This is a genomic window from Bacillus sp. BS98 (assembly GCF_008432245.1).
GTDB classification, from domain to species: Bacteria; Bacillota; Bacilli; order Bacillales; family Bacillaceae_G; genus Bacillus_A; species Bacillus_A toyonensis.
The window spans coordinates 1,257,403-1,277,554 of record NZ_CP043830.1 but is presented as its reverse complement, the minus strand read 5'-3'; the positions used below and the strand labels follow the sequence as shown (position 1 = coordinate 1,277,554).

Annotated in this window: 18 protein-coding genes; 4 read left to right on the top strand and 14 right to left on the bottom strand. The window is 35.7% G+C overall.

Annotated elements, in window-relative coordinates:
* Positions 1-119 precede the first annotated feature (119 nt).
* The 4 genes from F0362_RS06710 to F0362_RS06695 form a co-directional block, all read right to left on the bottom strand.
* Positions 120-809, bottom strand: a complete 690-nt coding sequence (locus F0362_RS06710; protein ID WP_255253890.1) for a FadR/GntR family transcriptional regulator — start codon at positions 807-809, stop codon at positions 120-122.
* 229 nt (positions 810-1,038) lie between these two features.
* Positions 1,039-2,439 (bottom strand): sensor histidine kinase, encoded by a 1,401-nt coding sequence (locus tag F0362_RS06705; protein WP_000494805.1) that lies wholly within the window; start codon positions 2,437-2,439, stop codon positions 1,039-1,041.
* A 3-nt stretch (positions 2,440-2,442) separates the two neighbouring features.
* Positions 2,443-3,114, bottom strand: a complete 672-nt coding sequence (locus F0362_RS06700; RefSeq protein WP_000521658.1) for a response regulator transcription factor — start codon at positions 3,112-3,114, stop codon at positions 2,443-2,445.
* Entirely contained in the window at positions 3,107-4,081 is a 975-nt protein-coding gene (locus F0362_RS06695) for a YncE family protein (RefSeq protein WP_001234168.1), read from the bottom strand. The genes F0362_RS06700 and F0362_RS06695 overlap by 8 nt, the downstream gene beginning before the upstream one ends.
* 136 nt (positions 4,082-4,217) lie before the next feature.
* On the opposite strand from F0362_RS06695, the gene F0362_RS06690 reads away from it, so the two are divergent.
* The 4 genes from F0362_RS06690 (at position 4,218) to F0362_RS06675 (ending at position 9,474) form a co-directional block, all read left to right on the top strand.
* A complete protein-coding gene (locus F0362_RS06690; RefSeq protein ID WP_149889712.1) occupies positions 4,218-5,333 on the top strand; it encodes a CdaR family transcriptional regulator in 1,116 nt (371 codons plus the stop codon).
* Between the two features lie 116 nt (positions 5,334-5,449).
* Entirely contained in the window at positions 5,450-6,862 is a 1,413-nt protein-coding gene (glcD, locus tag F0362_RS06685) for a glycolate oxidase subunit GlcD (protein ID WP_000884782.1), read from the top strand.
* Positions 6,859-8,187, top strand: coding sequence for a (Fe-S)-binding protein (locus tag F0362_RS06680; RefSeq protein WP_097859211.1), 1,329 nt, complete (start codon positions 6,859-6,861; stop codon positions 8,185-8,187). The genes glcD and F0362_RS06680 overlap by 4 nt, the downstream gene beginning before the upstream one ends.
* A 465-nt stretch (positions 8,188-8,652) precedes the next feature.
* Positions 8,653-9,474: a CAP domain-containing protein gene (locus tag F0362_RS06675; protein ID WP_000747570.1), complete on the top strand. Its 822-nt coding sequence runs from the start codon at positions 8,653-8,655 to the stop codon at positions 9,472-9,474.
* Positions 9,475-9,513: 39 nt separating this feature from the next.
* Here the strand turns inward: F0362_RS06675 and F0362_RS06670 are convergent, their stop codons facing one another.
* The 10 genes from F0362_RS06670 to F0362_RS06625 all read right to left on the bottom strand — a co-directional run bounded on the left by F0362_RS06670 (position 9,514) and on the right by F0362_RS06625 (position 20,086).
* Complete coding sequence (locus tag F0362_RS06670; protein ID WP_149889711.1) at positions 9,514-10,119, bottom strand: DUF1648 domain-containing protein; 606 nt, start codon at positions 10,117-10,119, stop codon at positions 9,514-9,516.
* A 91-nt stretch (positions 10,120-10,210) separates the two neighbouring features.
* Entirely contained in the window at positions 10,211-11,134 is a 924-nt protein-coding gene (locus F0362_RS06665) for an RluA family pseudouridine synthase (RefSeq protein WP_000448340.1), read from the bottom strand.
* Between the two features lie 98 nt (positions 11,135-11,232).
* Positions 11,233-11,649 carry a hypothetical protein gene (locus F0362_RS06660; RefSeq protein ID WP_000490306.1) on the bottom strand — a complete coding sequence of 139 codons (417 nt, stop codon included), beginning with the start codon at positions 11,647-11,649 and terminating at the stop codon, positions 11,233-11,235.
* 101 nt (positions 11,650-11,750) lie between these two features.
* Positions 11,751-13,943 carry an MMPL family transporter gene (locus F0362_RS06655; protein ID WP_000856447.1) on the bottom strand — a complete coding sequence of 731 codons (2,193 nt, stop codon included), beginning with the start codon at positions 13,941-13,943 and terminating at the stop codon, positions 11,751-11,753.
* A 109-nt stretch (positions 13,944-14,052) separates the two neighbouring features.
* Positions 14,053-14,700 (bottom strand): phosphatase PAP2 family protein, encoded by a 648-nt coding sequence (locus F0362_RS06650; protein WP_000727808.1) that lies wholly within the window; start codon positions 14,698-14,700, stop codon positions 14,053-14,055.
* 59 nt (positions 14,701-14,759) lie between these two features.
* The gene (gene potD, locus F0362_RS06645; protein WP_000772488.1) at positions 14,760-15,809 is read right to left on the bottom strand and encodes a spermidine/putrescine ABC transporter substrate-binding protein PotD; all 1,050 of its coding nucleotides are present in this window, start codon (positions 15,807-15,809) and stop codon (positions 14,760-14,762) included.
* A 36-nt stretch (positions 15,810-15,845) separates the two neighbouring features.
* On the bottom strand, positions 15,846-16,646 hold the full coding sequence (potC, locus tag F0362_RS06640) for a spermidine/putrescine ABC transporter permease PotC (protein ID WP_000714202.1): 801 nt from the start codon (positions 16,644-16,646) through the stop codon (positions 15,846-15,848).
* A 6-nt stretch (positions 16,647-16,652) separates the two neighbouring features.
* A complete protein-coding gene (gene potB / locus F0362_RS06635; RefSeq protein ID WP_000715502.1) occupies positions 16,653-17,501 on the bottom strand; it encodes a spermidine/putrescine ABC transporter permease PotB in 849 nt (282 codons plus the stop codon).
* Positions 17,498-18,481, bottom strand: coding sequence for a spermidine/putrescine ABC transporter ATP-binding protein PotA (gene potA, locus F0362_RS06630; protein ID WP_000720326.1), 984 nt, complete (start codon positions 18,479-18,481; stop codon positions 17,498-17,500). The genes potB and potA overlap by 4 nt, the downstream gene beginning before the upstream one ends.
* A gap of 237 nt (positions 18,482-18,718) precedes the next feature.
* Complete coding sequence (locus F0362_RS06625; RefSeq protein WP_149889710.1) at positions 18,719-20,086, bottom strand: aldehyde dehydrogenase; 1,368 nt, start codon at positions 20,084-20,086, stop codon at positions 18,719-18,721.
* Between the last annotated feature and the right edge of the window lie 66 nt (positions 20,087-20,152).

Here is a 20,152-nt window from a genome sequence, read left to right as displayed (position 1 = left end):
AGATGACTTAAGAGAGAAGAAATAGGCTCAACCATGGCCTATCCTCTCCCTTTTCTAAAGAAAACGCTTACTTAATCTTTCTCTATTTTATCAGAAAATTAGATTTTTTAAAGATTAAATTACGAATTTATATCGTTTCTACCTGTGACAATATGTTCTACATTTGTTAAGTGCTCTAGCATTGCTTGCTGCGCTAATTCTACATCTTGTTTTAAAACCGCATCATATATAACTTGATGCTCTTCTATAAGTCGTTCTGATGTCGTTTGTTCACCATATAAAATAATGCGTCTTGATTCACCAATCGTTTCAGCAATCATCTCTGAAACATGATTCATGAGTTCAAGCAAAATGCTATTATGCGAAGACTCTGCAATTCCCATATGGAACTGAAAATCTGCTTTTTCGCCAGCCTTTTCATCTCCAATGCTCTTTGCCATTTCATCTAACCAATGTTTCATATTTTGCAAATTATCTTCCGTACGTTTTGCCGCTGCTGCTCGAACTGCCCCCACTTCAAGCACCTTTCGCACTTCTAATAAATTCAAAATATCTTCTTTCTTCATTAATAATCTATTGTTTAATGATTTTGTTAATGAAGAAGAATCAAAGTTCTTCACATATGTGCCTTCTCCTTGCTTCATTTCAATTAAGCCCATCGCTCTTAGCGCACTTAACGCTTCACGAACAGCAGATCTGCCAACTTGAAACTGCTCAGCTAATTGATGCACAGGAAGTAGCTTGTCACCAGGTTTTAACGTACCATTTTTAATCATTGTTAAAATAGCTTCAGATACTTCTTCGTAAATTTTTTTCGGTTTAATAGATTTGTACTCCAGTTAAATCACCTCAGTATCTTCCAAACAACAATTGAAACGATTTATAAGAACTTAGCATCCATACCTATTTTAGAACGAATTGGTAAGAAGTACAAATGTTTTGTTCATAAAATAGTCAAATTTTTAATATTTATTTGCTATTAATTTATATCTATTCCTATATTCATTTATATTCAATTGAAAAAGCATGTCCTTTACATTAGAACATGCTTCCTTCATCTTGTATTTTTAACTTAATAAATACTGTTGTTCCCTTACCTTTTTCACTTTCTATTTTCCACTCACCATCATGTATATGAACAATTTGCCTTACAATCGCAAGCCCTAAACCTGTTCCACCATGTTGGCGACTTCTCGCTTTATCAACTCGGTAAAAACGCTCACCAAGATTCTCTAAATGCTCTGCATCAATACCTATTCCTGTATCCTTTATTTTCAACTCACAGTAATCGTCTATTTGCTCTAGCGTTATTATGATATTCCCGTTTTGATTTGTATACCGTATCGCATTATCTAACACGTTATGAAGAACTTGTTGCATACGATCTTCATCAATCATTACGATAATTTCAGGATTTAAATTCGTTGAAATACGAAGTTTTTTTTCTATAAACTTTAGTTCATACGTATCTAACACATCTTCAATAAGCTGCGAGAACACAATAGGTTGCTTCTTTAGAGGAAAATGTTCACCTTCTAGTTGCGCTAAATCTAATAAATCATGAACGAGACGCTGCATACGATCCGCTTCTTTATGAATAAGCTGCGTCACTTTTTCTTGCTGCGGTCCCTTTGCTACACCATCTAAGATAGCCTCACTATACCCTTTTATATAACTAAGCGGTGTTCTAAGTTCATGCGAAACGTTAGCCAAAAATTCCTTACGCTTTACATCTTCTGTTTCTAAAGAATGCGCCATTTTATTAAATGCTTTTCCTAATCGTCCAATTTCATCTTCTGAAGAAATGGTAATCCGCTCCGAGAAATCTCCAGTAGCGAAATGATTGGCAACCCGCTCCATTTGCGAAAGCGGCTTCGTAATCGCTATAATAATTTTTCTCCCAATCCATATCGTAATTAAAATCATAGCAATTGCTAGCGGGGCTAAAATAAGACCCATATCATATATTAAGTCTTTTATACTTTTTAAAGGAATATAAGAATATACAATTCCAACTAACTTTTTATTATCTAAAACAGGGATAACAACACCCATAATATTCCGATCAAAATGTTCTTCATATCCTACCTTTGTCACCGTTTTACCATCTAGTAGTGTTTGTCTATCCCCTTCACTTATAAGAGAATGATGATGCACATCAAAAGGCAAACATGCGCTTAGATCACGTGGATTGGAAACGAAAAGAACGTCTGAACTAGATATTTGATCAAATGCTCTTACTTTCTCTTCAAAAGTTGACATTCCTTCATTCTTATCATATTGCGTTGCAAGACGCTTTCCTTCCATTACTAATGAGTCTTTTAAATTATCAACGTATAACTTTTCATACGAGTATAAAGATACAAAATAAAGAAAGGAAACTGTTACACATACTGCACATACTACTGTAAGCCAAAGCTTTTGTACCATCGTAAACATACGTTACACCTCAAATTTATAGCCTACACCCCAAACAGTTTGAATGTAGTTTCCACTTTCTCCAAGTTTCAAACGCATCGTTTTCACATGTGTGTCTACTGTTCTTGTACTTCCCGCATAATCATACCCCCACACCTTTTCAAGCAATTGTTCCCGGCTAAATACTTGTCCTGTATGTTGGCAAAGGAAATATAGTAAATCAAACTCCTTTACTGTAAGAGAAATCGGATCGCCATCTGCCTCAATCCTCCTACTTTTTTCATTAATAAGAATGGGACCAAATTGAATCTCCTCTTGCTGTTCTTGCTTTGTATAACGTCTTAGTACAGCTTCCATACGAGCAATTAATTCACCTGGACTAAACGGCTTTACAATATAATCATCTGCTCCCATGCGTAAACCGTTCACCCTATTCCACTCTTCACCTTTTGCCGTTAAAAATATAATTGGCACATCTGACGTTTTTCGAATCTCTTTGCAAACTGAAAGTCCATCCATCTCTGGCATCATAATATCTAATACAACGAAATCATAATGATCTGACTCTAATTTTTTAAGAGCCTCTTTTCCATTTTCAGCTTCTCCCCACTCGTATCCGAAGTTATCTAAGTACATTCCGACAAGTTGCCTCATGTCACTTTCATCATCTACAACTAGCACTCTATATTTACCCATTGTCCTTCCCTTCCCTCTCTATGAGTTGAAATGGTCCTTTTCCGACTTTAATTGTTTGTTTTATTTTCATACTCTTCATATCCATGACGCACACTTCATCACTATCATAACTTGCTACATATCCTTCTGCCCCGCTTTTCAAAAATGCAAATGGATTCGAGCCTACTTCAACGGAAGCTACCTCTTTATACGTACTAATATCAAATTTTCTAAGCGTATTCGAACCATGGCTTAATGCATATACGTACTTATTATCTTTCGTTATGTTCACAGGCATAAACGGAGCGTGTAAAGAACGTACCATTTCGCCGCTCTGTAAAGAATACACTAATACTTTCTCATTCACTTGATTTCCATCACCATGTCCGCCAATCCATATCTCTTTTCCATCCGGACTAATCGTTGCTCCTGTTGATGCTGGTGGAATCATAAAGGATTGTATAACCTCTTTTTTCTTTGTATCAATTGTCGTTAGCTTCGTATCATAAAAGTTTAGTACAGATAACTGGTTATGATACTCTACCAGGGTTATCGGTCCTTTTCCTGTTGAAACACTTCCTGTCTCTTTCCCTTCTATCGTAAAGAACCTAACCTTTTGTGCATTTTGATCGGCGGCAAACAATTGTTTTTTATCTTCTGATACAACCACATTTACAATGCCTTTTCCAGTTTTATATTTTTCCACTTGCCTTCCTTCTGCTAGTGAATATACATACATGTATTCTAACTGCTTACCATATACAAGTATGTCCTCGCCGTTTGGAAGTAGTGCAATTCCTGCCATCGGTTCATTTAATTCCCATGTCGTAATTAATTTATTAGTTTTTTTGTCAATAAAACTAATACTGCCTTCTTTTATATTCGTTGTTATAATAATACTTTTATCTTCAGTAATTGGTGTATATGAACTTCCTTGACACCCTACTAATAGAAATAAAAAACAGAGAAGAAAAACATACTTTCTCAAAAGATTCCCTCCATTTTCGAATGATTTCGTTATAATTGTAAAATAACAAATAAATGTGTGGAAAGTGTGAAATCTTCCTTTCTTATTCAACTTACATATATAATGTACAACAAATAGAATTTGAGGTGTGCAAATTATGCTTTTTCCTGATTTAGCGAATAAAATTGTACGGGAAGTACGCAGACTAATTACAGAAAATATTATTATCATTAATATACAAGGTGTTATTATCGCCAGTACAGATGCAAAAAGAATCGGTCAATTTCATGAGGGAGCACTCCGCTGCGCGAAACAAAAGAAAACCGTCATCATTACAAAAGAAGATGAACGACGGTTGCAAGGTGTAAAAACCGGGATGAATCTTCCTTTACTATTTCATGACGAAGTAATTGGTGTTATTGGAATTACAGGAGAACCCGACAATATTTCACAATACGGAGAAATATTACGGAAGATGACCGAATTATTAATTCATGAAAACTACTTTTTAGAGCAATTAGAACTTGAACACCGTTCTTATGAAGCATTTGTCTTTGATTGGCTTCAAAATACAGACTGGTCTTCAAGTTTTCTCGATCGTGCAAAAACACTTGGCGTTGATTTATATAAGAAGAAACAACTTATTTTGTTTTCGATTGATCAAAATGATACGATGCTCCAGCGTGAAGTTTGGCAACATATTCGCAATCTATTAGCAAAAGACCATCTATTTGTTCGCTGGGGAAATGATCGATTTATTTTATTTTCAGCGATGAGCTCTAAAGAACAAACTTACCTATTTTTAAAACGGTTAAAACATGACTGTGAAACTTTATTTTCTATCCCTTTATATATCGGGATTGGGCAAACCGTTACGCCAAGCAAGATGCACATATCATATGAACAAGCACTACGAGCGCTTTCTGTGTCACTTGAAACGAAAAAAATTGTATTTAATGAAGATTTACGTTTAGAAATGTGCTTACAAGATATTTCTATCGAAACGCGAGAACAGTTTCTAGAGCGTACCATTGAAAACTTAGTACAATCTCCTGAGCTCATGCACACTTTACGTTTATTTATCGATTATAACCAATCTTATAAACAGACAGCTGAGCAATTACATATACACATTAATACATTGCATTACCGACTAAAAAAAATTGAAGAACATACCGGACTTGATCCGAAACAATTCAAAGATTTAAATGTTTTATACTTCGCACTCCTTTTATTAGATAATCATACAAAAAAGAACGATAAAACAGATTAATCTTCAGATGATTATACATAGAAAGAATCCTCCAACTTTTTTATCATTATAATGAAAGCACTGTTACAACGTTTTTATTATGACTAAACACGTTAACAGTTTGAGGGGGATTTCCAATGTTAGACAAGCAAATTATTCATTCATTCGTATCCATTGTTGGCGAAGATAATGTAGATACATCCAATATGGGGCGCTTAACTTATAGTTATGATGCCACTCCAAACTTCCAAGCAATGCCTGATGCAGTCATTGCTCCTCGTAATACAAATGAAGTAGCTGAAGTGTTAAAAGTATGTAACTCTCACAAAATCCCTGTGTATGTTCGTGGTTCTGGAACAAACCTTTGTGCAGGAACTTGTCCACTAGAAGGCGGTATCGTCCTTATTTTCCGCCATATGAACAATATTTTAGAGATTGATGAAGAAAATTTAACAATTACCGTACAAGCTGGTGTCATTACACTTGATATTATTAAAGCAGTAGAAGAAAAGGGATTATTTTATCCGCCAGATCCAAGCTCGATGAAAATTTCTACAATCGGCGGTAATATTAATGAAAACTCAGGCGGATTACGTGGGTTAAAATATGGTGTAACACGTGATTATGTAATGGGTCTTGAACTTGTCTTACCAAATGGTGATATCATTCGTACTGGTGGTAAATTAGCAAAAGATGTTGCTGGTTACGATTTAACTCGTCTATTTATCGGTTCTGAAGGAACACTTGGAGTAGTAACAGAAGCGATATTAAAACTTGTTCCTATGCCTGAAACGAAGAAAACAATGCTGGCACTCTACGAAGATATTAATGAAGCTGCACGTGCTGTTTCTTCTATTATTGCAAATAAAATTATTCCAGCGACACTTGAGTTTTTAGACCAACCGACAATTGAAGTTGTAGAAGAGTTTGCACAAATCGGTTTACCAACTGACGTAAAAGCAATTTTATTAATTGAACAAGATGGTCCACCCGAAGTGGTCGATCGAGATATTGAAAAAATGGCTAACGTTTGCCACTCTATGAATGCAGTTGATGTTCGCGTTGCAAAAGATGAAGCGGAAGCAGATGCACTTCGTACAGCACGCCGTAGCGCACTATCAGCACTTGCAAGATTAAAACCGACGACAATATTAGAAGATGCAACAGTACCTCGTTCACAAATTGCTCCGATGGTTGAAGCTATTAATGCCATCGCAAAAAAATTTAATATTCCTATTTGTACGTTTGGACACGCTGGTGATGGAAACCTACATCCAACTTGTATGACAGATGCCCGTAATGAAGAAGAAATGCACCGTGCTGAACAAGCTTTTGCTGAAATATTTGCGAAAGCAATTGAGCTTGGTGGTACGATTACTGGTGAACATGGTGTTGGTGCGATGAAAGCTCCCTATTTAGAAATGAAATTAGGTAAAGAAGGTATTGCCGCTATGCAAGGGATTAAACAAGCCTTCGATCCAAATAACATTATGAATCCTGGAAAGATGTTCGCGAAAGACACTCGTAAAAGAGTGGTGGTTGAGCGATGACAACATTAAATAAAGAAAACATTCAAAAGGAATTTAAAGAACGATTAAGTGAAGATGAGCTACTAAACTGTATGCGCTGCGGGTTCTGCTTACCTACTTGCCCTACTTACATTCAATCTGGGTATAAAGAATCACATTCGCCGCGCGGACGTATCGCATTAATGAAAGCTGTCGTTGATGGTTTAATCGAGCCAGATGAAGATGTTGAAAATACTTTAAACGTTTGCCTTGGCTGTCGTGCTTGTGAACCTGTTTGTCCATCTGGTGTGAATTATGGACATTTATTAGAAGAAGCCCGTGATATTATTAATCAAAATAAAAAATTCTCTATGCCAGTGAAAGCCGTTCGTAAAATCGTTTTTGAAGGATTATTCCCACATCAAAATCGAATGAGAACTTTAACTGGACTTATCGGATTTTACCAACGTTCCGGCTTACAAACGTTAACTCATAAAACAGGTATTATGAAGTTATTCCCTGAAACACTTGCAACGATGGATCTCGTTTTACCAAAAGTCCCTAAAATGAAAGCAATGAAAGATCGTCCTACATTTTTATCTGCTGAAAGTACAAAGAAAAAACAAGTTGCATTCTTCACAGGCTGTTTAATGGATACGATGTTTTTAGAAACAAATAACGCAACGATGAAACTTCTTCAATTAGCCGGTTGTGATATCGTTATCCCGCAAACACAAAGTTGCTGCGGTGCATTACATGGACATGCTGGTGAAAAGAGTGGAGCAAAAGAATTAGCGAAACGAAATATAAAAGCATTCGAAGACTTAAACATCGACTATATTATTACGAATGCAGGTGGTTGCGGGGCTTACCTCGTAGACTATGATTATCTTCTAAAAGATGATTCAGAATGGGCTGAACGTGCAAAGCAGTTTGTTTCTAAAATTAAAGATATTACCGCTATTCTAGTAGAACTAGATTTCCATAAACGAACTGACTTACGACTCACGCCGCAAATTATTACGTATCAAGATTCTTGCCATTTACGTAACGTTATGCGAACATCTTCTGAACCTCGTATGCTACTAGAAGCCATTCAAGGCGCAACATACCGTGAAATGAAAGATGCGGATCGCTGCTGTGGTTCGGCTGGTATATACAACATTGTACACTCAGAATTATCAATGGAATTTCTAGATTATAAAATGGACCGTGTACATGAAACAGATGCAGCAACAATTGTCACTGCAAATCCAGGGTGCCTATTACAAATGAAACTAGGTATTGAACGTGAAGGTCTTTCTCATAAAATGAGAGGAATTCACATTGTAGATTTATTATTAGAAGCAATTGAAACTAACTCGTAATAACTCGTAACATACGTAATAATAGGAAAACGGCTATCTCCTTCGTCTATGTAAAGAGATAGCCGCTTTTTTGTCTGCTACAACATTAAAAATATGTTACTTTATTATAAAAAAGAACAACAGAAACATTACAGTTTTGTAAAAAACAATCCAGTATATTCCTTAAAAAAACGTTCAAACCATTGATACAATAGGATTCTTCATTTTCAATATAGGTACATTTATCCAAAAACCTCCTATTAAAACGAAGTATAAAAATGCTGAAAATTCCTTTTACACTCTACGTTTCTCTTATTTCTCTCCTTTTCTCTCCTTAGGATAAATTAGGTAAATTTTAAGTCTATGAATTTTTTTCCATCTTTTTTCTCGTAAATTGTATGCTACGATGGATTTGTCAGTCAGACAGGCTGTCAAAAACAAATCGTGTGAAAACAAATTAAAACTTTATATAGGGGGACACACATCATGAAAAAGCGTGTTTTATTATCTGTAGCTGCTGCAACAGCTCTTACTTTAGGAGTATCTTCTTTAGATGCACAAGCTGCAACAGTACAACCATCTAACATAAAGGTTCAAAATATTCAGCATTCAAAAGTGATGATGAAGCAAATGAACCAACAAGAGTTACAAGCATTCTTACAATCTATGGGAGTTGAATCATTAGCACAATGGCAACAAGGAAACTTCCAACCAAATTGCTTCGTTCCTGGTCAACAACCTACTGAAAATGTTGTAACTGAGCAACCAACAGCTAAGCCAGAAACTCAAAAGCCTGTTGAACAAAAACCAGCTGAGCAAAAGCCTGCTGAACAAAAGCCAGAAGCTCAAAAGCCTGCTGAAAACAATAATACGCAAAAACCTACAGAACAAAAACCAGCTGAGCAAAAGCCTGCTGAAGAAGCAAAATCTTTAAGCGAGTTCGAACAACGTGTTGTTGAATTAACAAACGCTGAGCGTACAAAACAAGGCTTACCAGCACTAAAAATCGATACTGAATTAAGCAAAGTAGCGCGTGTTAAATCTGAAGATATGCAAAAAAATAACTACTTTGATCATAACAGCCCTACATACGGGTCTCCGTTTGACATGATGAAGAAATTTGGTATTTCTTATACATCTGCAGGTGAAAACATCGCTCAAGGCCAACGTACACCTGAAGAGGTAGTACAAGCTTGGATGAACAGTGCTGGACACCGTGCAAACATCTTAAATAACGGCTTCACTCACATCGGTGTTGGTTATGTAGAAAGCGGTAACTACTGGACACAACAATTTATTACGAAGTAAATAGATAAAAAGAGTCTTCTCATAATGAGAAGACTCTTTTTAAGTTTCGTAACTTTCTATTATGTATGAATATAAAATGTAGGACATAAACAAAATAGATCCGCAACTTATTACGCTAAGCAATACATAAAATCCCCACTTCAAGTTCAAAAACAAGGAAAACAGTATACCACATGCCATCACTTGAAAAATTCGTCTACTCACTAAACAAATTTTTTGTAATTTAATTGGATCTTTTTCTTTACCCTTTATCTTTTTAAAATCTTTGCTAAGCATAAAAAGAAACATACTAATCCCGATCGTTAATCCTGTCTGAAAGGATATAAAACTTCCAAAATTAATAACGAGAATAAGCATATGAATAAACAACATAAATAAAGTAATCGTCTTTATAAATCCGCCTATAATGAAATGCTCTCCTCCATTAAACTTATATATATTATGTGAAATAATATACACAAATCCATGTAAAAAAATAATAAGAACCGGAATAAATGCAACAACAACTTGTTTACTCATAAATTCGTTCGGCCCACCATTTTCGTTCCAATGTACTGCCAAACGTTCTGGTAAATATGGATAGATGCATAGGGTAAATAAAAGACAAGCGAAAAATATTCCTAGTATATATTTATATTTGACCAAGTAATTCTCACCTCTCTTTTCTCTTTACGGCTTCGCTTCTTTTAGAGAAATTCCTGCAAAAATTTACTTTTCTCAAATTAAAACTTACACTTTACACATTTTCCCTTTGAAATTCTTTCATTATATTGTTTAATTTTGTAGGAAACGGTACATCAATTTCGATCTCTTCTTTCGTAATTGGATGCAAGAAATTAATTTTCATTGCATGTAACGCTTGCCCTGACATATATGTTGTTTGTCCACCATATAACACATCCCCAACTAGCGGATTACCATTATGGCTCATATGCACACGAATTTGATGCGTTCTACCTGTTTCTAATTGTAAGGTTACAAAGGTTGTATTGTGCTTTTTAAAATACTTTTCTACTTTATAGTATGTAATAGCTTCATCACCCTTTGGGGAAACACGACGTCTCGTAGCATGATGTCGATCCCTTCCAATAGCAGCGTCAATTGTACCCTTCTTCTTTTTCACTTTCCCTTCAACAAGCGCAGCATACGTTCTTTTTATTTTTCGTTCCATTAATAAACGATCCATAATCGCGCCAGCAATTCTATGTTTAGCAAACACGACACCACCTGTCGTATCTTTATCTAAACGATGAATATGGCGAACCTTCGTCTCTAAACCTTGCATTTGAAAATGAAAAGCAACAAGGTTTGCAAGTGTTCCCGTTCCACCTTTTTCGGCAGGGTGTGTGTCCATTTTCTCTGGTTTATTTACGATAAGTACGTGATCATCTTCATATACTACATGTAACTCACCATATTCTGGCTCTACACCGTACTCTTCCTCCATAAACATGTGAACTTGGAATTTATCGCCCTCTTTTAAAAGCTCATTCCATCTTCTCTGTTCACCGTTAACAGTAACACCTTTTTCCATACGAAGCTGATGTAATAACTTTTTCGGTAGTTCCCATTCTACTTTTAATAACGATTCGATACTTATACCATTCCATTTAGCCGGTACAGTAATTTCGCACCATTCGCCCTTCTTCTTTGTTTCCATACTATATCACCTTATTTCTATTGATTCTCTCATTGTAACGGAAAACACGCTTTGATGCATCGTCAAAAATAGAGGACAGCCTTATAATCGACTGCCCCTCACGCTCTAAGCCTTTTCATTTCCTGCAATACTTCTTCAGCTTTTTGCTCATACGATAAATCTTTGAAGAAATCCGCCAATCGTTTATAGTCGTTGTATGTATCTAATAAGTCGTCTATTTTCTCTCCTTTCATAACTTGCTGCTTTTGCTTCATTTTTACTGGATACCGATAGCCCGATAGCTCTTGTATTTTGTAATACTCATCCTCTACTTGAATAACCTTTACAAGTTCCTCCTCTTCTGCGTCCATCGTATATCCATCAAACTCTCTAAGCAGTTCATAAATGATATGAGTCCATTCATCTTTTGGATAAAATCCTTTTTCTAATCGATAACCGACAATGCGATACATATGCCCATCGTTTTCTGAAAATTGTACTGTATCATTTAGCTTAAATTTGAAATAACGAAACATTGCCTTCACCTACTTATATGTAATGTTCTTATCACATACTATTTGCAAAATGTAGGCCTTGCTATTCATAAAAAAATACTCATCTATAAGATGAGTATTTTTTATGATGATTTTTCTCGTTTTTTCCGAAATGGCAGCCACCAATTCCAGTCTCCAAACAACTTCATTAAGCTTGGTACAAGCATAAGACGAATAACGGTTGCATCAAGGAATATCGCTAATGCCACGCCAAGACCCATTTGCTTTACTGGTAAAATATCAGTAAATGCGAACGCACCCGTTACAACGATCATAATTAAAGCAGCTGACGTTATAATTCTACTCGTTGAAACGAGCCCTTCTAACGTTGCTTGATCATTATCTCCTGTTTCTTCATAAAGCTCATGAATACGTGAAATAAGAAATACTTCATAATCCATGCTAAGCCCAAATACAAGGCCGAAAATGAAGATTGGTAATACAAATAAAACAGGACTCGCTTCTAAACCAAAATGACCACCCTCAAATAACCAAACGACAATTCCAATTGTTGCACTTAAACTAAGTACGTTCATAATAATTGCCTTAATTGGAATGAGTATAGAACGGAATGCGAATAATAAAATGACAAAGGTTGATCCGAATATAACTGACATACCAATTGCAACTTTATCTTTAATTTCATCTTCTAACTCTTTTTGGAACGTCGTCATTCCGCCTAGGTAGTACGTAACATCATTTTCTTTATAATTACTTTTGAAATCACGAACCCACTGTTTCGCAGTTTCTGTACGAGGCTTCGTATCCAAAAAGACTTCTATTATTGTCTTATTTCCTTTTGAGTACGCTTCAAATACAGGAGCTATTTTTGCCGCTTCTGGCGACTGCAATATACCAGCAACTTGATCTGCTTTCATTCCGGTTAACCCATCGTATAAACTTCTTACCTCATATACTTTCTCATCATCTTTTAACTTTTGAACAACTTCTTCTATCTTTTGTAAACTCTCTTTTTCTTTTATATTTTTTTTCGTCTCTACTACTAATGTAACATCAGCATGTGTTTGGACCGTTTTATTAAATGCTTCTTCATATTTCTCATAAGCAACTCTAGTGTCACTCTTTTCAGGTAACGCTTCAACACCAGGAAACTGCAAATTAGCTGTACGTAGCGGTAATAAACAAATAACAATAAATGTTGTAACAGCAATAATCATTATGATTGGATGTTTCATTACAAATTGTGCAAATTTACGCCATGCCTTTGCCGGTGTATGTGCTACTTGATTCTTTTTTAATATTCGTTTTCCAATTAAAGATAATAGTGCTGGAAGAAGTGTAAGTGAGAATAAAATACTCATAATCACAACAATCATCCCGCTTATGGCAACAGACTGAATATAATCAATTTTAAAGAAAAATAAGCCTGATAAACCAACGAATACGCATAATCCTGAAAATACGATCGCACGTCCTGCCGTTTGATACGTAATCGCTATCGCTTCTTTCACCGTTCTCTTCGCAACTTCCTCTCGAAAACGATTCACAAATAACAGTGCAAAATCAATGGATAGTGCAAGTCCAATCATCGGTGCAACATTTAATACGAAAATAGATAACTCTTTGTCGCTACCTATAAAATATAAAATCCCCATCGTACTAATGACACTAAGCGCGCCATTTACAATCGGTAAAATAGATGCCAAAAGGCTACCAAATGAAAATAGTAATACGAGAAATGCAATTGGTAAACCAATCATCTCTGCTACTTTTAAATCATTTTGTGTTCTTTCATTAATCTCTTGATTAATTTTTGGAAATCCTGTAGGTGTTACTTTTAATGCTGTATTACTTTCCTTCTCAATAGTATCAGCGAACTGTAATGTCTTTTCCATACGTTCTTTAGTTGTTTTCCCGGAAAATAATATTGTCGCATAACCGATATTATCTTGTAACATTTCTTTATTTTGCACTGGATGATGGAAAGATTCATATTTCTCGTTCTCTTCAACCTTCTTTACAATGCTCTCTATTTGCTTTTTAAAATCCTCATGTGAAGCATCCTTATTCCTTTCAAAAACGAGTAGGAGCGTATCTTGAGACCTCTTAAAATCTTTATCTAAAATTTCTTTCGTCTTTTGATAGTCCCCTTCCGTTTGAAAACCATCACCACCTAATACTCCCGGTAGCTTTGGAGCAAAAATACCGAGTGCTATCGCAAGCAATAGTAGCGCTACAATTACTGTATAACGAAACTGATACAAGAAAGTTCCTAACTTCCCCCACTTATCCACTTTATGTACATTTGTCTTCACACATTTTCACCTACTTTAAATAATTCAATTATCACTTATACTGTATCACATCTTCATACAAACAAAAAACGTCTGGAAACACTATAATGATAGTTTTTCCAGACGTTTTTTATCTCTCTTTATTGAGCTGAAGCCTCTTAGTAAGTAAACGATGATAATAAATCGCGATAATTAACAAAATACCACCTACGCAATAACCTGCTAAAATATCAGTTGGATAATGTACATTTAAAATAACTCTACTTAATCCAATCGATACAATTAATATACCCATCAAAATGGTTATAACATATTTCCCAGTTACACTCTTCAAATTTGCCGCAATGATATAAGTAAGAAAACCGAATGTCATAATAGATAACATTGCATGCCCACTAGGGAAGCTATACCCAAGTGCATCTAATGCTTCATTTAACGACGGACGCTCCCTTTTCACAATTTCTTTTATTCCTTTATTAACGAGATGTGTGATCAAAACCCCCATTGGATACACGATCATTGCAGCATAATAACGTTTCTGCCAAAAAACAAGCAAACTTATAATAAGTATAGTTACAATTCCAATTGCTGATCCTAACTTTGTAAAGTATGAGAAAAAAGTAAGTGAGCTCTCCGTTTGTAACCCCTTTACTAATCCGCGGACATATGTATCCATCACTGTAACGCCACCTGCATGTACGCGCCAAGCAATAATACTAAATACCGTAAGTAATAAAATAACACACATTACCTCATACTGATGTAACTTCTTCTTCAAACGATTTCCTCCTACTATGAAAAAATGCGATTTCTACTTTAGAAACCGCATTTCCTTACTTATTTACCTTTTGTTTTTAATTCTGTCCAGTAACGATCATAGTCTTTTAACTTATCGTCTACATCAACAAGCCATTCTGTGCGATCTAATTCTTCTTTCGTTAAGAAGATCATATGGTTCTCACGATATTCTTTACTATGAAGAGGGTGAGCTTTTTCATTTGGATTACTGTACCCAATTGACTCGTAGTTTTTCACACTTACTTTCTCATCTAATAAATAGTTCATAAACTTCTCTGCAAGCTCTTTGTTTTTTGCACCTTTTGGAATTGCTAACGTGTCGGCCCAAATTGTGCCGCCTTCTTTTGGTACAACGTACTCTACATCTTTATTATCTTTTGCGATAAATGCTGCATCTCCAGACCAAACTGTTCCGATCCAAGCATCTTCTGTAATGAACTTTTGTTTAATGTTATCTGTATCAAATGCTAATAAATTTGGAAGTAGCTTCTGTAAATCAGTAGCTGCTGTCTTTAACTCTGCATCGTCTTTCGTGCTGTTTGAGAATCCATGCTTCTTAAGACCCATTCCTAATACTTCACGAGAATCATTTAGTAATGTTACATGTCCTTTATATTTCTCGTTCCATAAGTCAGCCCAGCTTGTAGGTGCTTCTTTCACATACTTTTTATTGTATGCAATCCCTGTTACGCCCCAAGTGTATACTAAAGAATATTTATTCTCTGGGTCAAATGCTGGCGTTTTGAAATTAGAAATCATATTTTCGATGTTCGGGATATTCTTCTTATCTAACGGCGCTAATAAATCCATTTTCGCCATTGTCTTAACCATGTAATCAGACGGCTGAATTAAGTCATACTTTGCGCCACCAGCTTGTAATTTCGCAAGCATTTCTTCGTTACTTGCATACTTATCATAGTTAATTTTTACGTTATATTTCTTTTCAAAATCTCTTAGCACTTGCTCATCAAAATTGTCAGCCCAGCTATAAATGTTTAACTCTTCTTTCTTTTCACCACAACCGGCAAGTACACCAGCAACAAGGCTAAAACTAATTGCTGCGCCAGCTATTCTTTTCATTAATTTCATCGGTTTTACCCCCTCGTACTTTTTATATCGTTCGTATTATAAAGGAAGGTGTCCTCCAGAGTTTTCTTCACCATCTGCACCTTTGTTACGGAAGATTTCCGATAGCACCATTAATCCTACAATAACAACAATTAAAATTGTAGAGAGGGCATTAATTTCAGGTGATACTCCGCGCTTAACCATACTGTAAATGTATAATGGCAATGTTGTTGATCCTGGTCCTGATACGAAGAAACTAATTACAAAATCATCAATTGATAATGTGAATGTTAATAACGCTGCTGAAACAACTCCCGGTGCAATTGCCGGAAACGTCACATGGCGAAACGTTTGCCATGGCGTTGCTCCTAAATCATTTGCAGCCTCTTCTAAATCACGTCCCATGCTAGAAAGACGGGCCGCTAAAATAACAACAACAAATGAAATACTAAATGTAATATGTGCGATAATAATTGTTGTTTGTCCAAGTTCCATACCTAATTGACTAAATAGGATAAGTAAAGATAATCCCATTAATATATCAGGAATTAAAATAGGTAAATATACAAGACCATTAATGGCCCCTTCAAAACGATATTTGTAACGATGTAATGCTATCGCAAAAAACATACCAAGTATCGTTGTTACAACTGTTGTTATAACTGCAATCGTCATACTATTTACAAACGCATCAATAACATCTTGTTTTTGAAATAAATCTGTATACCAATGGAATGTAAAGCCTTCCCATTCCGCATTAATTCGAGAATCATTAAAGGAATATACCATTAAAACCATCATTGGAAAATACAAGAACAATAAAATTAACCAAGAATAAGAAACTAAAAACTTTTTCATTTTTGCCTATTCCCCTCCGTTCCCATCATATTTATATACTTTCGTTGCACGATAATATAAGTAAATTAACAGAACAGAGAATAGAACAACAATCATAGATAACGCAGATCCAAACGGCCAGTCACGCGCACCTAAGAATTGGTTTTGGATTACGTTTCCGATTAATGCTACTTTCGATCCACCCATCACGTCTGATACAACAAACATTCCGATAGAAGAAACGAATACTAAAATAGAACCAGTAGCAATTCCTGACATCGTCATTGGTACTGTTACATTCCAAAATGCTTTTACTGGTGTTGCACCTAAATCATAAGCTGCTTCTAGCTTACGCTTATCCAGCTGCTCAATTGCTGCATACACTGGTAAAATCATAAATGGTAATAAAGAATATACCATTCCAAGTATTACAGAAGGTGTATTATATAGTAAATTTAACGGTTCACTAATAATACCTAATTTTAATAACAGTGTGTTCACAAGACCTTGTGAACGTAAAATAACAATCCACGCATATGAACGAACAAGGAAGTTAATCCAAAACGGTATCGTTGCCAATAATAAAAGAATAGAACGATATTTACGATCAACAATTGTAATTGTATACGCAAATGGATAACCAATTAATAAACAAAGTACTGTTGTAATAACAGCAATCTTTACTGTTTCCCATAATGTTCCCATATACAATGGGTCAAACACACGTACTATATTATCTAACGTAAATTGCATTTCCACTGTTCCGTATGCTCCGCGCTGCATGAAGGCAAAACCCAATACGAATACAAGTGGAACTAGGAAGAAGATTAACAGCCACGCGACTGTAGGTAGTGCGAGTAATTTCCCTTTTTTCAATTTAAGGTCACCTCGTCCTCTTGCTCCCATCCTACATATACATTATCTCCAATGCTCCACTGTGCTGCTTCTTCAGCTGTTTGATACGCCATCAATAATTCTGCTGTTTTCTCATCACGTACATAAAGCTTTTCCATATTTCCAACAAACTCAATGTCTTCAATATGTCCAAGATGGTAATCTTCTAAAATTGGTTCTTCAACCGAACGTACCTTTACATTTTCAGGGCGAATTGCTACGTAGTCTTCCCCGTTTTTCACAATATTATTTTCACCGATAAATGTCGCAACGAACAACGTTTTCGGCTTATTATAAATTTCTTTCGGTGTTCCGATTTGTTCAATATGTCCTTTATTCATAACGACAATACGGTCACTCATGCTCATCGCTTCTTCTTGATCATGCGTTACGTATATGAACGTAATCCCTAAATTGCGTTGTAAGTTTTTCAATTCACGTTGCAAATCTTTTCTTAGCTTAAAGTCAAGCGCTCCAAGTGGCTCATCCAATAGTAATACACGTGGGTTATTTACAATCGCTCTCGCAATTGCTACACGCTGCTGCTGCCCACCAGACAGCTTCATAGGTTTACGATTACGGAACTCTAGTAACTGCGTTAAACGCATTGCCTCTTCAGCACGTTCTTTCTGTTCTGCCGCTGGTACTTTTTGCATTTTCATACCGAAACAAATATTTTTCTCCACATTCATATGCGGGAATAGTGCATAATGTTGGAACACTAAGTTCATATGACGCTTATATGGCGGCAAATCGTTAATCTTTTCATCATCTAATAAAAGATTCCCTTTAGTTGGAGTTTCAAATCCTGCGATCATACGAAGTAACGTCGTTTTCCCGCAACCACTCGGCCCTAAAATTGTTAAAAACTCTCCTTCTTTAATATCTAAAGAAAGCGGTGGGATAATCACTTGATTTCCAAAATGTTTTTCTACTGCTTCAACTTTAATAATTTTTTTCATTTTCCCGTCCTATCTACCTTAAATTTTAATTTTTATATTCATGAATAAATATTTATGTTTTATAGACTATTTTTTGTTTCGATCCAAACAAAATGGTTATTTAGCAAGCGTTCACTTCTATTCTTTATGTAGTATGTTTGATTCATTTTTTCATGATACATAATGTCGAACAGAAAAACCCCTTCCATTGCGAAGGGGCTATTATCATACGGCTACGCCTACTGATAAACACCATCATCATTTTAACAACTTTCGTATGAATTTTAAAGCACTTTTTGTAGAAGAGTAACGAATTTTCATATCGAATGCCGTAGATTGGGCTAAAATGCTTTTATAATGTGAAAAAGTCCGAAAACTTTCTTTCCCATGATAACTACCTAATCCACTACTTCCAACGCCCCCAAAAGGTAAATATGGCGTTGCAAGATGATAGACAACATCATTAATGCACCCTCCGCCATATGAAATATTACTCGTCACTTTCTTTTGCACTTCTTTATTTTCAGAAAATACATATAGCGCTAACGGCTTCGGATGTTGCTGAATTGTGCCAATAACATCTTCTATTTTGTCATACTCTATAATCGGTAAAATCGGACCAAAAATTTCATCTTCCATAACAGCATCTTGCCACGTGATATCTGTTACTATTGTCGGCTCAATATGTAATGTATCTTTTTTATAGTTCCCGCCAATTACGACTTGACCATCTTGTAAGAATCGACATAATCGTTCAAAATGACGCTCGCTCACAATTGTTACGTAATTGTCATTGTTCAGTGGCTCTTTTCCATACTGCTCCGTAATTTCATGTCTTAACGCCTCGATTAACTGTTCTTTCACGGAAGAATGAACGTACATATAATCCGGTGCTACACATGTCTGCCCTGCATTTAAAAACTTACCCCAAACAATCCGCCTTGCTGTTACATCTATTTTTGCATCTTTATGTACAATACATGGGCTTTTTCCGCCAAGTTCTAACGTAAGCGGCGTTAACTCTTTGGCTGCTGCTTCCATCACAACTTTTCCAACACCAACACTACCTGTAAAGAAAATATAATCAAACCTTTCCTTTAACAATGCCGTACTCTCTTCTATCCCGCCTTCTATTACCGCTACAAGCTCTTCTTGGAATAATTCCTCTAACATTCTCGTAAGCACTTTTGAAACGTTAGGCGTTAACTCTGACGGCTTTAAAACAACTGTATTCCCAGCTGCCAGCGCTCCTACTAGAGGTGCGATTGCTAACTGAAACGGATAGTTCCATGGCGCAATAATAAGCGTCACACCATACGGTTCTGGTACTACCTTCCCCTTCGATCCGAAATGAGTTAATGCTGTTCGAACTCGCTTCGGTTTACTCCACGATGACATATGTTTCAATTGAAAAGAAATTTCTTTTAATGCATATCCCACTTCCGTTGTAAACGCCTCATGAACTGACTTATTTAAATCTAATTTCAATGCTTGAAATATCTCTTCTTCAAAACGCTGAATTCCATCATAAAGCTTTTTTAAATTATTTTTTCTTGTTTCTATACTTCTCGTATATCCATTATAAAAATATTGCTTTTGTTTATTTACAATAGAAGAAATGCTCATCTATTCACCTTCTCCCACTATTTTTATCCAATTCTTTCATTATTTATATAGAACTTTTTTACTCGT